The organism is Methylomonas sp. ZR1 (assembly GCF_013141865.1).
GTDB lineage: Bacteria > Pseudomonadota > Gammaproteobacteria > Methylococcales > Methylomonadaceae > Methylomonas.
Genome location: NZ_RCST01000001.1, coordinates 4,235,874 through 4,248,749 on the forward strand (window position 1 = coordinate 4,235,874; position 12,876 = coordinate 4,248,749).

At 53.2% G+C, this 12,876-nt stretch carries 9 protein-coding genes; 6 read left to right on the forward strand and 3 right to left on the reverse strand.

What is annotated here, in order from left to right; translation table 11 throughout:
- The first annotated feature begins 1 nt into the window (after nucleotide 1).
- Nucleotides 2-3,127 carry an efflux RND transporter permease subunit gene (locus tag DDY07_RS19270; RefSeq protein ID WP_171697063.1) on the forward strand — a complete coding sequence of 1,042 codons (3,126 nt, stop codon included), beginning with the start codon at nucleotides 2-4 and terminating at the stop codon, nucleotides 3,125-3,127.
- A gap of 12 nt (nucleotides 3,128-3,139) precedes the next feature.
- Entirely contained in the window at nucleotides 3,140-4,828 is a 1,689-nt protein-coding gene (locus DDY07_RS19275; protein WP_253734543.1) for a BatD family protein, read from the forward strand.
- 11 nt (nucleotides 4,829-4,839) lie between these two features.
- Here the strand turns inward: DDY07_RS19275 and nudE are convergent, their stop codons facing one another.
- On the reverse strand, nucleotides 4,840-5,391 hold the full coding sequence (gene nudE, locus DDY07_RS19280) for an ADP compounds hydrolase NudE (protein WP_101053702.1): 552 nt from the start codon (nucleotides 5,389-5,391) through the stop codon (nucleotides 4,840-4,842).
- A gap of 83 nt (nucleotides 5,392-5,474) precedes the next feature.
- On the reverse strand, nucleotides 5,475-6,986 hold the full coding sequence (locus DDY07_RS19285; RefSeq protein ID WP_171697065.1) for a methyl-accepting chemotaxis protein: 1,512 nt from the start codon (nucleotides 6,984-6,986) through the stop codon (nucleotides 5,475-5,477).
- A gap of 177 nt (nucleotides 6,987-7,163) precedes the next feature.
- On the opposite strand from DDY07_RS19285, the gene yrfG reads away from it, so the two are divergent.
- Nucleotides 7,164-7,820 carry a GMP/IMP nucleotidase gene (yrfG, locus tag DDY07_RS19290; RefSeq protein ID WP_171697066.1) on the forward strand — a complete coding sequence of 219 codons (657 nt, stop codon included), beginning with the start codon at nucleotides 7,164-7,166 and terminating at the stop codon, nucleotides 7,818-7,820.
- Here yrfG and rhlB read toward each other — a convergent pair.
- Nucleotides 7,759-9,099, reverse strand: a complete 1,341-nt coding sequence (rhlB, locus tag DDY07_RS19295; RefSeq protein WP_171697067.1) for an ATP-dependent RNA helicase RhlB — start codon at nucleotides 9,097-9,099, stop codon at nucleotides 7,759-7,761. The genes yrfG and rhlB overlap by 62 nt on opposite strands.
- Nucleotides 9,100-9,188: 89 nt before the next feature.
- On the opposite strand from rhlB, the gene trxA reads away from it, so the two are divergent.
- The 3 genes from trxA to DDY07_RS19310 all read left to right on the forward strand — a co-directional run bounded on the left by trxA (nucleotide 9,189) and on the right by DDY07_RS19310 (nucleotide 12,860).
- Nucleotides 9,189-9,527 carry a thioredoxin TrxA gene (trxA, locus tag DDY07_RS19300; protein WP_171697068.1) on the forward strand — a complete coding sequence of 113 codons (339 nt, stop codon included), beginning with the start codon at nucleotides 9,189-9,191 and terminating at the stop codon, nucleotides 9,525-9,527.
- A 174-nt stretch (nucleotides 9,528-9,701) separates the two neighbouring features.
- A complete protein-coding gene (rho, locus tag DDY07_RS19305; RefSeq protein ID WP_033157583.1) occupies nucleotides 9,702-10,958 on the forward strand; it encodes a transcription termination factor Rho in 1,257 nt (418 codons plus the stop codon).
- Nucleotides 10,959-11,189: 231 nt separating this feature from the next.
- Nucleotides 11,190-12,860: an ABC transporter ATP-binding protein/permease gene (locus DDY07_RS19310; RefSeq protein WP_171697069.1), complete on the forward strand. Its 1,671-nt coding sequence runs from the start codon at nucleotides 11,190-11,192 to the stop codon at nucleotides 12,858-12,860.
- The last annotated feature ends 16 nt before the right edge of the window (nucleotides 12,861-12,876 follow it).

Consider the following 12,876-nt stretch of genomic DNA (forward strand, 5'->3'; position numbering starts at 1 on the left):
CATGATTAATAGCCTAATAGCAGCCGCTCTGCATCAACGTGTTCTGGTGGCGGTGCTGGCAGTGGCGGTCACGCTGTTCGGCGTGCGCGCCGTGCAGCAGTTGTCGGTGGATGCATTTCCGGATGTCACCAATATCCAGGTTCAAATCGCCACCGAAGCGACCGGCAAATCGCCGGACGAAGTGGAGCGATTGGTCACCGTGCCCTTAGAAATAGCGATGGCCGGCCTGCCGGGTCTGGAAGAAATGCGTTCGATGAATAAGAACGGCTTATCCTTGATCACCTTAATCTTTACCGATAAGACCGAGGTTTACTTTGCCCGGCAGTTGGTGATGGAACGGCTGATAGAGGTGAAGCAGCAGATGCCGGAAGGCATCAATCCGGTCCTGGGGCCGGTGTCCACCGGTTTGGGCGAGGTCTATCAATATACCTTGGAACGCGACGACGACGGGAAACGCGCCTTGACCCAGGAGGAATTGCAACAGCGCCGCGAAGCCCAGGATTGGGTGGTGCGGCCGTTGCTACGTGGAATTCCCGGCGTCGCGGAAATCAACTCCCAGGGCGGCTATGTCAAGCAATACCAGGTGTTGGTTGACCCCAACCGCTTGCATCATTACCGGATTTCATTAACTGAAGTATTCGAGGCGCTGGCCAGAAATAACGCCAACAGCGGCGGCGGTGTACTGCCGCATTATGCCGAACAATATCTGATTCGCGGCGTCGGTTTGATCAACGACGTCAAAGACATCGGCAATATCGTCTTGAAGGAAGAAGACTCGGTACCGGTGCATATGCATGACGTTGCCGAAGTCAAAATCGGCCACGAAGTTCGGGCGGGCGCAGTACTCAAGGACGGCTACACCGAATCCGTAGGTGGCATTGTCATGATGCTGCGCGGCGGCAACGCCAAGGAAGTCGTCAGCCGGATCAAGGCGCGAGTGGCGGAAATCAACGCGAAAGGCATGCTGCCGCATGACCTGAAAATTGTCTCCTATTACGACCGTAGCGATTTGGTTGATGCGGCTTTGCATACCGTGACCAAAGTGCTGCTGGAAGGCATAGTGCTGGTGGTGATCGTATTGTTCCTGTTTCTGGGCGATGTGCGCTCCAGTCTGATCGTGGTCAGCACCTTGATCGTCACGCCTTTGGTGACGTTTATCGCGATGAATCAGCTGGGTCTGTCCGCCAATTTGATGTCGCTGGGCGGCTTGGCGATTGCCATCGGTTTAATGGTCGACGGCTCGGTGGTCGTGGTGGAAAACGCTTTTCGTTTGCTCGGCGAACGCAAGGGCCGTGCTACCAGCCGGGTGCGCGTGGTGCAGACCGCGGCACAGGAAGTGGCGACGCCGGTATTGTTCGGTGTCGGCATCATCGTGCTGGTATTTTTGCCGCTGATGACGCTGCAAGGCATGGAGGGCAAGATGTTCGCGCCGCTGGCTTATACCATTGCGATTGCCTTGCTGATTTCACTGATCGTGTCTCTGACCTTATCCCCGGTACTCTGTGCCTTTTTACTGGAAGGTCACGACGGCGAACATGACACCCGGCTGATCGCTTTCATCAAGCGGATTTATTTACGGATGCTGGATTGGGCGATGGCCAATCGGCTCAAGGTGGTGGGCGGTGCGGTTGGCGTGTTCGCCGCGACCTTGGCCTTATTACCCTTGCTGGGCACATCGTTCATTCCGGAAATGAAGGAAGGCTCCATCGTGCCGGGCATTAACCGGATGCCGAACATTTCGCTTGAGGAAAGCATCAATGTGGAGATGCAGGCGATGAAAATGGTGATGGCAATCCCCGGCGTAAAAACCGTGGTCAGCGGTGTGGGGCGCGGCGAAAGTCCCGCCGATCCGCAAGCGCAAAACGAGTCCACGCCTATCGTTACATTGAAACCGCGGGAAGAATGGCCGAAAGGCTGGACTCAGGACGACATTGCCGATGCGATGAGCGCGAAACTCACCGAAAACTTGCCTGGCATGCAGGTGGTGATGGCCCAGCCGATTTCCGACCGGGTGGATGAAATGGTCACCGGCGTGCGCTCGGACGTGGCGGTGAAAGTCTTCGGTGACGATCTGGCTGAACTGAAACGCCTGGCAGACGCCATTGCCGGGGTGGCGAACGACGTGAACGGTGCCCGCGATATTCGGGTCGAACGCCTCACCGGTCAGCAATATTTGAATATTACCGTCGATAGGCAGGCCATTGCCCGCCACGGTTTGAATGCCTCGGACATTCACGATGTCATAGAAACCGCGATAGCCGGCAAAGTGGCTACCGAGATTTATCAAGGCGAGCGGCGCTTTTCGGCGGCGGTGCGCTTGCCGGAGCAATTTCGGAACAATATCGGTGCCATTGATGCGTTGATGCTGACCTCCGCGAACGGCGCGCGCGTGCCACTCGGCGATGTCAGCAATATCACTTTAAACGACGGCCCGGCCTTGATCAGTCGGGAAATGGGTAAGCGCCGCATCGTGGTAGGGATTAACGTGCGCGACCGGGATTTGGGCGGTTTCGTCGCCGAGCTGCAAAAAGCCGTGGCCGACAAAGTGCAATTGCCGGAAGGTTATTATCTGCAATGGGGCGGCCAATTTCAGAATATGGAACGGGCTTTGGGGCATTTGCAAATGATCATTCCGGTCACCATCGCGGCGATTTTCTTTTTGCTGTTTATGTTGTTTAAATCGCTGCGCTTTGCCGCGTTGATTATTCTAGTGCTGCCGTTTGCATCGATAGGCGGCATCATCACGCTGTTTCTCAGTGGCGAGTATCTTTCGGTGCCAGCGTCGGTGGGATTCATCGCCTTGTGGGGCATCGCGGTGCTGAACGGAGTGGTGTTGGTCTCGTATATTCGCTCCCAGCGCGAAAGCGGTCTGAGTCTGGAGTATGCGATACGCCGCGGTTGCGAACAGCGTTTTCGGCCGGTGATGATGACCGCCACGGTAGCCTTGCTGGGTCTGGTGCCGTTTTTATTCGCCATCGGCCCAGGTTCGGAAGTGCAAAAGCCCTTGGCTATCGTGGTGATAGGCGGCTTGATTAGTTCCACGCTGCTGACCTTGGTGGTATTGCCGGTGTTATACGGCTGGTTCGATGACCGCCCTGACGTTCATAAACCATTTTCAATGAAGTAAATGATCCCTTGTATGCATAGACATAGTTACTCATGGCCGCTGTATGGCCTGTTAATGCTGCTCAGCGTCGCGATACAGGCGGCGGAGATTCAAGTAGCGGTTGACCGCAACCCGGTCGGCCTTAACGAATCGTTTCAAATCACCTTTACCGCCAGCGAAGAGCCGGACGGCAATCCGGAGTTTGCGCCCTTGCAGGAGAATTTTGAAATTCTCAGTCAGCAGCGCAGCACCAGTTCCTCTTGGGTCAACGGCAAAAGTAGCCGGACTGAACAATGGATAGTCCGGGCGATGGCCAAACAAGCCGGCGAGTTGTTTATCCCGCCGATTGCCTTCGGTGCCGATAGCAGCAAGCCGTTAAAACTGCTGGTGAATGAAAATACCGCGGCTCCGCAAGGCAACGACGACATATTTCTGGACGTGACCGCTACGCCCGAGCAACCTTATGTGCAGTCGCAGGTGCTGTACACGCTGAAGTTGTTCCGCAAAGTACAGATTACCCAGGCCAGCCTTAGCGAGCCGGAAATTAAGGATGCCTTGGTCGAAAAACTGGGCGAGGACAGCACCTACGCTACCCAAGTCAAGGGCGTGGATTATTGGGTGACCGAGCGCAAATATGCCATTTTTCCGCAACAGAGCGGGGTATTTACCATTGCGCCGCTGATTCTGAATGCCGAATACCTGAGCAATCAACGCCAACCGCGTTTCAACGGCTTCTTCAATCGGCCGGATACCGAAACTCGGCGGGTGGCTTCCAAAGCCATCACGTTGAACGTGCAAGCGGTGCCGGCCGGCTTTAAAGGCCCGAACTGGTTGAGTGCCGAGTCATTAACATTCAGCGAAGCTTGGTCCGACGCCGGCTTGCAAACCAAAGTGGGCGAACCCTTGACCCGCACCCTCACACTGAGCGCGAAAGGCACCACGGTCGGCCAGTTGCCGGAGCTGCTCGATAAAACCGCTATCGACGGCATCAAAACCTATCCCGACCAACCGCTGCTGAAGGAAGATAAAGACAGCGACGGCTTAACCGCGCTGCGCGAGGAAAAAATCGCCTTCATCCCTTCCAAACCCGGCGACTATACCTTGCCGGCGCTGGACATCGTTTGGTTCAACACCAAAACCCAAAAAATGGAAACCGCGCACCTGCCTAGCGTCAAGCTCACGGCCTTAGCCGGCAGCACGGATACCCAAAATTCCGCATTGCCCGCTACATCAAATGCACCTCAAGAGCCGGTAACTAGCCCGATGACCACGTCACCGATTACCGTCACCAACACTAGCGACACCCGCTTTTGGCAAGCGGTATCGGCGACCTTGGCGCTGGGCTGGCTGCTGACTATTGTTGTACTTTATCGCCGTCCTTCCGGCAAAGTGCCAACGAATAAGCCTGTTGAACGAGTGCCGGAAACTGCCATGGAAAAGACGCTGAAACGCGCTTGTTGGGAAAATAACCCGCAGGCCGCCAAACAGGCCTTGTTGCAATGGGGTAAGGCCGAGTTCGGCGCGGAAAGTTTGGGGGCAATTGCGGCGCATTGTCACGAGGCGCTGCGTGAAGAGATTTTGGCGCTGAATCGCTTGTTATATTCCGGCCAAAGTCAGGACTGGCAAGGCCAGACTCTTTGGCAGGTGTTTTCCACTAAACCGGCAGCGGTCAGCGGCAAAGGGAAAAGCGACGACGGTTTGGAGCCCTTGTTCAAGATTTAAGGTTCGATTCCTCAGCCGCGCCCGCTCAGATGCGCCAACGCCATGTACAAGGCAGCAATCGAGCGGGCTTCACTGCATTCGCCGCTGGCTAGCAAGGTATCGATACTATTCAAGGGCCAAGGCACCACTTGCAGCTCTTCGGGTTCGTCGCCGACTAGTTTTTCCGGATACAGGTCTTCAGCGAGAATAATATCTATCGTGTGTTCCAGATAGGCCGGCGCCAGCGATACACGATGCAAATGGTGTAATTTGGCCGCGCCGTAACCGATTTCTTCTTTCAACTCACGGTTGGCGGCGTCCAGCATATCCTCGCCGGCATCCAGCTTGCCTTTCGGTAACCCCAGCTCGTAACGATGGATGCCGGCGGCGTATTCCCGAACCAGCAGCACAGTATCTGCATCCAGCATCGGCACCACCAGCACCGCGCCGTGCGAGGCGCTACGGGCCAGTCGTTCGTATTGGCGGCGCTCGCCGTTACTAAACTCCAGGTCCAGCGCTTCGATGCAGAATTGTCGGGTTTGGGCGATGACGGTTTGTTTGAGGATTTTTGGTCTGTTGGGCATCGGCTCAGGGTCTACAGCTTGGTTGTTGGTTGGGTTGCTGACGCGGGTTTGCTTTCTATGCCAAGATCGGCGTGAAAGTACTTTCAACTGTTCGCTAACTTAAAAAAACCCACCACGCTTTGCAGTTGTTCGGCTTGGCCGTTCAATTCCTCGGCGGTTGCGGCCATTTCTTCCGAGGCGGCTGCGTTTTGTTGCGTCACTCTATCCAGCTGCCGCATGGCCTCGCTGATTTGTTTGATACCGCTGGCTTGTTCTGCTGACGCGGCATTGATCTCTTGGACCAAGTCCGCTGTTTTCACAATGTCCGGCAGCACATGGCCGATGAGCACCCCGGCTTTTTCGGCAATCGAGACGCTGTTGGACGCCAATTCGTTGATTTCCGCCGCCGTCGTGCGGCTACTCTCCGCCAATTTACGGACTTCCGCCGCCACCACCGCAAAACCTTTACCGTGTTCGCCGGCCGAGGCGGCCTCGATTGCCGCATTTAAGGACAACAAATTGGTTTTGTAGGCAATGTCTTCGATCAGCCCAATTTTTTTGGCGATATGTTTCATAGCATTGACGGTTTCGATTACCGCTTCGCCGCCTTGCTTGGCCTCGCTGGCGGATTTGCCGGCCATCTGTTCGGTGACATGAGCATTTTCGGTATTTTGTTGCACCGAGGCGCTGAGTTGTTCGATGGAACTGGTGGTTTCTTCGACACTGGCCGCCTGCTCGGTGGTGGCTTGGCTGATCGATTGCGCGGTTGCGCTGACTTCCTTGGAGGCCGAACTTAACACGTCGGCATTACCCAGAACTTGCTGGACAACGTTACTAAGCTGATCGCGCATGCCTTTTAAATCGTACAACAAACTGTTGGTGTCGCCTTCCCGCAGCTCTATCGCCACGGAAAGGTCGCCGGCGGCCATGGTATTGACCGCTTCGGCGGCATAGCCGGGTTCTCCGCCAAGCTGGGTCATTAAGCTTTTAGTGATCAGATAGCCGGCAACGCCACCAATCAGCACTGAAATTAGCGCCAGCGTGGTAATCAAATTCACGCTTTGATTGACCGTTTCCTTGGCTTCTAATCCGGATTGTTTCATTAGCTTGGTTTGGAAATCAATTAGCGCGTCTACCGAATCTATATACTCGGTTTGCAACTTCCTGACTTGGGACAGCAGAAAATCCGCCGCTTCCGCTTGCTTGCCCTCGCCGGCCAATTTGATGAACTGATCCTGGGCATTTACGTAAGGTGTCCGGGCATCCAACACTTTTTTGAGTGCGGCTTTACCTTCCGCGCTGCTAATAGTCTCGTCGAGTTTATCCAGGTTTTCCTTGATAGCTCGCCGTGCGTCTTGAATGCGGGCGAGTTCCTTATCGATGGTGGCTCGGTCTTTGATAATCAGGGTATTGCGCATCGAGCGGGCAATAACGTTGATGTTGCCGATGACGTCATTGGCCCAGACTGTTTTCGGAAATTTATCGTTGACCATGTTGTCGATGTTGGACAATAGGTCGTTCATGCTGTTGATGCTGATGCCGGCAATCATGGCCAGCAGCAGCAAGACCCCGCTAAAACCCAAGCCTAAACGGGTTCTCACTTTCATGGTGCTCATGAATTTAACTCCTTTCGACGGTTGATGCCGTGACAGAACAGATATAAAAGCTTTTAATCCTTTTTCTAATAGACATCAAGCCTAGCTGAACTTAGGGATTTTCCGGTTAGAATAAAAAACTAATTTAGGCCGTGTTTGGGAATGACAAGCGCTATTGAATGATAGGGATAAACTGAAATGCTCGACTGGAAACAAATCGATACCGTACTGCTGGACATGGACGGCACTTTGCTGGATTTGAATTTCGATAATCATTTTTGGCAGGAGTTTGTACCCTTGCGCTTTGCAGAACTGCATAGTCTAACGCTTGAGGACGCCAAACAGCAGTTGGCGCCGCGTTTCAAGGCCATGGAAGGCAAGTTGGAATGGTATTGCCTGGACTATTGGACCCAGGAATTGGCTTTGAATATCGCCGGATTGAAGCAGGAGTTGGCCGGTTTGATTGCGGTGCATCCACATGTCACCGAGTTTTTGGATGCGGTGCGAGCCAGCGGCAAGCGGCTATTGTTGGTGACGAACGCGCACCGCGACAGCTTGAATCTGAAAATGGAAAAAACCTGTCTGCATGGGTTTTTCGACGAAATCGTTTCGTCGCACGATTTTGGCTTTGCCAAGGAGCAGCAAGGTTTTTGGCAAATCCTGCAAGACCAGCATCTGTTTGCAAAGGATAGAACGCTACTGGTAGACGATAGCGTTGCGGTGCTGGCGTCCGCCCGGACGTTCGGCATTGCTCATCTGGTGTCGATCAGCAAGCCGGATAGTCAACGGCCGGTTAAGCAGGTTGCTGAGTTTGCGGCGGTGGAGGATTTTCGGGCGTTGATGCCTGGTTTGTAGCGGGTGCTGGACGCACCGGCCGGTGCTCTCTGGGTTTGTGCTCTGAACGCGGCGGGCGTTTGTCGCGCGGCATGACCCGTTCGCGCGGCTCGCGGCGGTGGGGCTTGATCACTTCTTCCACCATCAATTCCGGCGTGATGCTTTGCACCGGCACCTTCTCGCCAATGTAATCCTCAATGTCCGGCATCGAGTAAGCGTATTCCTCGCAAATAAAACTGATCGCCTCGCCGCTGGCGCCGAAACGGGCAGTACGGCCAATCCGATGTACATAATCTTCGACGTCTTGCGGCAAGTCGTAGTTGAACACGTGCGAGACGTCCGGAATGTGCAGGCCGCGGGCCGCTACGTCGGTCGCGATCAATAATGTGACCCGATTTTCCTGGAAATCATTTAGCAAGCGCTGGCGCTTTTCCTGCGGCACATCACCGCTAAGCATGGCCACTTTGTGGCCGTTGGCAGCCAGGTAATCGTCGAGCTGCTCGGCGCAGCGTTTGGTGTTGACGAAAACGATGCTGCGCTGCGGTTGGTGATGTTTCAGCAAGCCCAGTAAGAGCGGGATTTTTTGCTCATTGGCCGGGCAATACGCCACCTGATTGATGGCTTTGGAAGTCACTTCCTCGGATTCGATGCGAATCAGCACCGGGTTGTTCATGTGTTCGTAAGCCAGTTCGGTGACTTTATAAGACAGTGTGGCCGAAAACAGCATGTTCAAGCGTTTTTCCGCTGGCGGCATGCGGCGCAGCAGGAAGCGGATGTCTTTAATAAAGCCCAAATCGAACATGCGGTCGGCTTCGTCCATCACGGTGACCTGGATGTTATCCAAAGTGAAGGCGCCTTGCCGGTAGAAATCGATAATGCGGCCCGGTGTGCCGATAATGATGTCGACATTGCCTTTGATTTTATCCAACTGCTTTTGATAGTCGGTACCGCCGTAGATCAATGCAAATTTCAGATTCAGATATTTGCTCAGAGCCACCGCGTCTTTGTGAATCTGGATCGCCAGCTCGCGGGTTGGAGCGAGAATCAGCGCGCGCGGGTTCTTGATTTTTTCGCTTTCGTCGTTGATCAGGTGCTGAAAGGTCGCCAATAGAAACGTAGCGGTTTTACCGGTGCCGGTTTGGGCTTGGCCGGCAATGTCCTTGCCTCTTAGCGACAGCGGTAGGGATTTATCCTGAATGGGTGTGCAGTTGATGAATCCTGCTTCTTTCAGACCTTTAATGATGGAGTCGGACAGCTCCAAATTGCTAAAACGTGTTTCCGTCAAATGTGTTTTCTTCATAGCCCGATAGAATAAACTAAAAAGCCGCGCGGTTGAAATCGATTGACAATTAAAGCGCCGCGAAACTATAGTCTTGACTTTGTAAACTAATGGAGAATGGCGTGAGCGACCTAGTCCTTCATGTATCAGACGCTGATTTTAATGAAACTGTGTTGAAAGCCGGTGCGCCGGTGTTGGTCGATTATTGGGCAGAATGGTGTGGTCCATGCAAAATGATTGCCCCGGTTTTGGATGAAATTGCATCCGAATATCAAGGCAAACTCACCGTTGCCAAGCTGAATATAGACGAAAACCCCAAAACCCCGCAGCACTATGGTGTGCGCGGCATCCCGACCTTGATGCTTTTTAAAGGCGGTGAAGTGGAAGCGACTAAAGTCGGCGCCTTAACCAAATCCCAATTGGCTGCGTTTATCGATAGCAACATATAAATCAAGCCGAATCACCGGATTTATTAAAAATGTTTTTGATAAGTCCGGTTATTGCGCTAGAATTTTCCCCGCTTGCTTCTTCGCATTCTGAACGTCCTTAACAAATCCAACAACTACCTGCCGCTGTAAACAGCACTCTGCTGTTTTGCATTTCTTTCATTTCCCTTAATCAACATGAATCTTACCGAGTTAAAACTTAAACAAGCCACTGAAATTATTGCAATCGCTGAATCCTTGGGTCTCGAAAACATCGACAGAGCCCGAAAGCAGGAATTGATTTTTGCGATTTTGAAGAAACAGGCGAAGAGTGGGGAAGATATTTTTGGCGATGGGGTTTTGGAGATATTGGCGGATGGATTCGGTTTTTTAAGAACACCGGGGTGCTCCTATTTGGCGGGCCCCGACGACATTTATGTATCGCCCAGCCAGATCAGACGTTTCGGTTTACGCACCGGTGACACCGTTAGCGGCAAAATCCGCCCGCCGAAGGAAGGCGAACGCTACTTCGCGATGTTGAAGGTCGAAAGCATCAACTTCGAATCGCCAGAACAATCCAAAAACAAAATCTCCTTTTCCAACCTGACACCGCTGTTTGCCAATAAACGTTTCCGCCTGGAGCAAGGCAACGGCACCAGTGAAGATTTAACCGCCCGTATCATCGACTTGATTGCCCCTATCGGTAAAGGTCAGCGCGGCCTGATCGTTTCGCCGCCGAAAGCCGGTAAAACCATGATTATGCAAAGCATCGCCCATGCGATTGCCGAGAACAATCCCGAGTGTTATCTGATCGTACTACTGATCGACGAGCGCCCGGAAGAGGTGACTGAGATGGAACGGTGCGTGCGCGGCGAAGTAGTGTCCAGTACTTTCGACGAGCCGGCTACCCGCCACGTACAAGTGGCGGATATGGTCATCGAAAAAGCCCGGCGCATGGTTGAACACAAGCACGACGTGGTTATCCTGTTAGACTCGATTACCCGTCTGGCCCGCGCTTACAACATGGTGGTACCGTCTTCCGGCAAACTGTTGTCCGGTGGTGTCGACGCCAACGCGCTGGAAAAACCTAAACGTTTTTTCGGTGCGGCGCGGAATATCGAAGAAGGCGGCAGCTTGACCATCATCGCAACCGCGCTGGTGGAAACCGGCTCGAGGATGGACGAGGTGATCTTTGAGGAATTCAAAGGCACCGGTAACATGGAGTTGCACCTTGAGCGGAAAATCGCTGAAAAACGTATCTATCCGGCCATTAACATCAACCGCTCCGGCACGCGCCGCGAAGAATATCTGGTCGATCCGGACGAACTGCAAAAAACCTGGATTTTGCGCAAAATCCTACAGCCAATGGACGAATTGGCGGCATCCGAGTTTTTGCTGGGCAAACTCAAGGACTTTAAAACCAACGCCGCATTTTTCGATTCGATGAAGCGCTGAGCGCAAAACCTCTGTACCGACGAGCGCTACAGCGCTCGTCACAAACTCGTCAAACATCCCCACCGCTGTTTTTCTCTTTTTTGTCATAAAACACAGAAGCCTAGACTCATTCTGATGCGCAGCCAGCAGCGCGCCAGCACATTTGATGGTTGTCGATGCGATTAATTTTGTTATATTGCGCGACGACCTTAAACGAGGAGTATGGCCTTGCGAACAACCAGCAAATTTTTTATGCAATTCGTCCGATTAGCCGGCCCCTTCTGGTGCTCGGAAAATAAGACGACCATTCGGACCTTATCGGCGTTTTTGGTCGCGTTAACAGTGGCGCAAATTGCGGTGTCGGTCATTATTACCGAATGGAGCGCGGATTTATTCGATGCCTTGGAGCAGCGCTCTATGTCGAGGCTGTTTACCCAAGTTGGGCTGATCGTCTTGATTTTTATCGCGAATATGGCAATCACGGCAACCCATTTGGTCGTCAAACGTCGCTTGCAACTGAGCTGGAGGGGGTGGCTAACCGATAAATTGATCGGGCAATGGATGCGCGACGGCCGGCATTATCTGGTTACCCACTTACCGGGTCAGCACGATAATCCTGACGGACGCATCGCCGAAGATGTCCGCATTTCCACTGAATACGCAATCGATCTGTTACACACTTTCTTTTACTGCGTGCTGTTGTTGACCAGTTTTACCGAGATCCTTTGGACCTTGTCGGGGACCGTTACGGTAAATCTAGGTTTGGTCGAAATCCCGGTTCAAGGCCATTTGGTCTGGTTGGCGCTGATTTACGCCGCTAGCGCATCCACGCTGGGTTGGTGGATAGGTAAGCCGCTCACCATGGCTACCGACAATAGACAGACCGTGGAAGCCAATTTCCGCTTCGCGCTGGTCAAAGCCCGGGAGAATGCGCAAGCCATTGCCTTGATCCACGGTGAGCGCCATGAGAATCCGCATTTTCATCATTTATTCGGAAACATTGTCGATGCCTGGAATCAACAAACCCATGCCTGGCAGCGGATCACCATGTTCAGTTCCGGTTATTCGATATTGTCTATGGCATTTCCTATCTTGGTGTCGGCGCCGCGCTTTATTCTCGGTACGATCAGCCTGGGAGCGTTGATGCAATCCGCGCAGGCGTTCCAGCAAATGGTCGCGGCTTTGTCCTGGCCGGTTGACAATATGGGTAAAGTGGCGGAATGGCGGGCCTCTGTCGAGCGAGTTTTGGGATTGAGCAAGGCCCTGGAGCAATTGGAACGCGAAATAGCCAAGCCCGACCCCTATCGGATTCGCTTGGTGAAAAGCGACAAATCCGTATTGGCGTTTCGCGATTTATGCATTTCGCGGTTGGACAGAATCGTCTGCGTGTCCACTCTCAATGAAGAAATCAAGGCCGGAGAGCGGGTGTTGATTGCCGGCAATGCGTTTTCCGGTAACAAGCTGTTCAAAGCCATAGCAGGTCTGTGGCCATGGGGCGAAGGCATAATTGAATTGCCGGATGATGAAACCATGTTTTTTATGCCGCCGCGTCCTTATCTGCCTACCGGCACCTTGCGCGCATCAATTTGCTACCCATCCAATCCCTCCACTTTCGATCAACAGATACTTGAAAATGCCCTTCAACTGGCCGGAGTGAAAGAGTTGGAGGAACAGCTCGACCAGGTTGCGGATTGGGAAAAGAATCTTGAGCGCGAACAACAACAACGCTTGGGCTTGGTGCGGCTGTTGTTGCACAAACCCAAATGGATATTGATGCAGGAAGCCTTTGATTCGCTCGACCCTGACAGCGAAGTGGACATGGTCAATCTAATCCATAAAAGGCTCACGGATTCCGCTGTCCTGACCATCACCAAGGTGCCCAATATACAGGCCTTGTACAAGCGGCGGATTACGCTCTGCTAAAAAAAACGCGCTAAGC

What these genes read in the sequence shown, in the direction of transcription:
- rho (WP_033157583.1), top strand. Translation starts at nt 9,702, where the DNA reads ATGAATCTTACCGAGTTAAAACTTAAACAAGCCACTGAAATTATTGCA.
- yrfG (WP_171697066.1), top strand. Translation starts at nt 7,164, where the DNA reads ATGCTCGACTGGAAACAAATCGATACCGTACTGCTGGACATGGACGGC.
- DDY07_RS19310 (WP_171697069.1), top strand. Translation starts at nt 11,190, where the DNA reads ATGCAATTCGTCCGATTAGCCGGCCCCTTCTGGTGCTCGGAAAATAAG.
- nudE (WP_101053702.1), bottom strand. Translation starts at nt 5,391, where the DNA reads ATGCCCAACAGACCAAAAATCCTCAAACAAACCGTCATCGCCCAAACC.
- DDY07_RS19275 (WP_253734543.1), top strand. Translation starts at nt 3,140, where the DNA reads ATGCATAGACATAGTTACTCATGGCCGCTGTATGGCCTGTTAATGCTG.
- rhlB (WP_171697067.1), bottom strand. Translation starts at nt 9,099, where the DNA reads ATGAAGAAAACACATTTGACGGAAACACGTTTTAGCAATTTGGAGCTG.
- DDY07_RS19270 (WP_171697063.1), top strand. Translation starts at nt 2, where the DNA reads ATGATTAATAGCCTAATAGCAGCCGCTCTGCATCAACGTGTTCTGGTG.
- DDY07_RS19285 (WP_171697065.1), bottom strand. Translation starts at nt 6,986, where the DNA reads ATGAGCACCATGAAAGTGAGAACCCGTTTAGGCTTGGGTTTTAGCGGG.
- trxA (WP_171697068.1), top strand. Translation starts at nt 9,189, where the DNA reads ATGGAGAATGGCGTGAGCGACCTAGTCCTTCATGTATCAGACGCTGAT.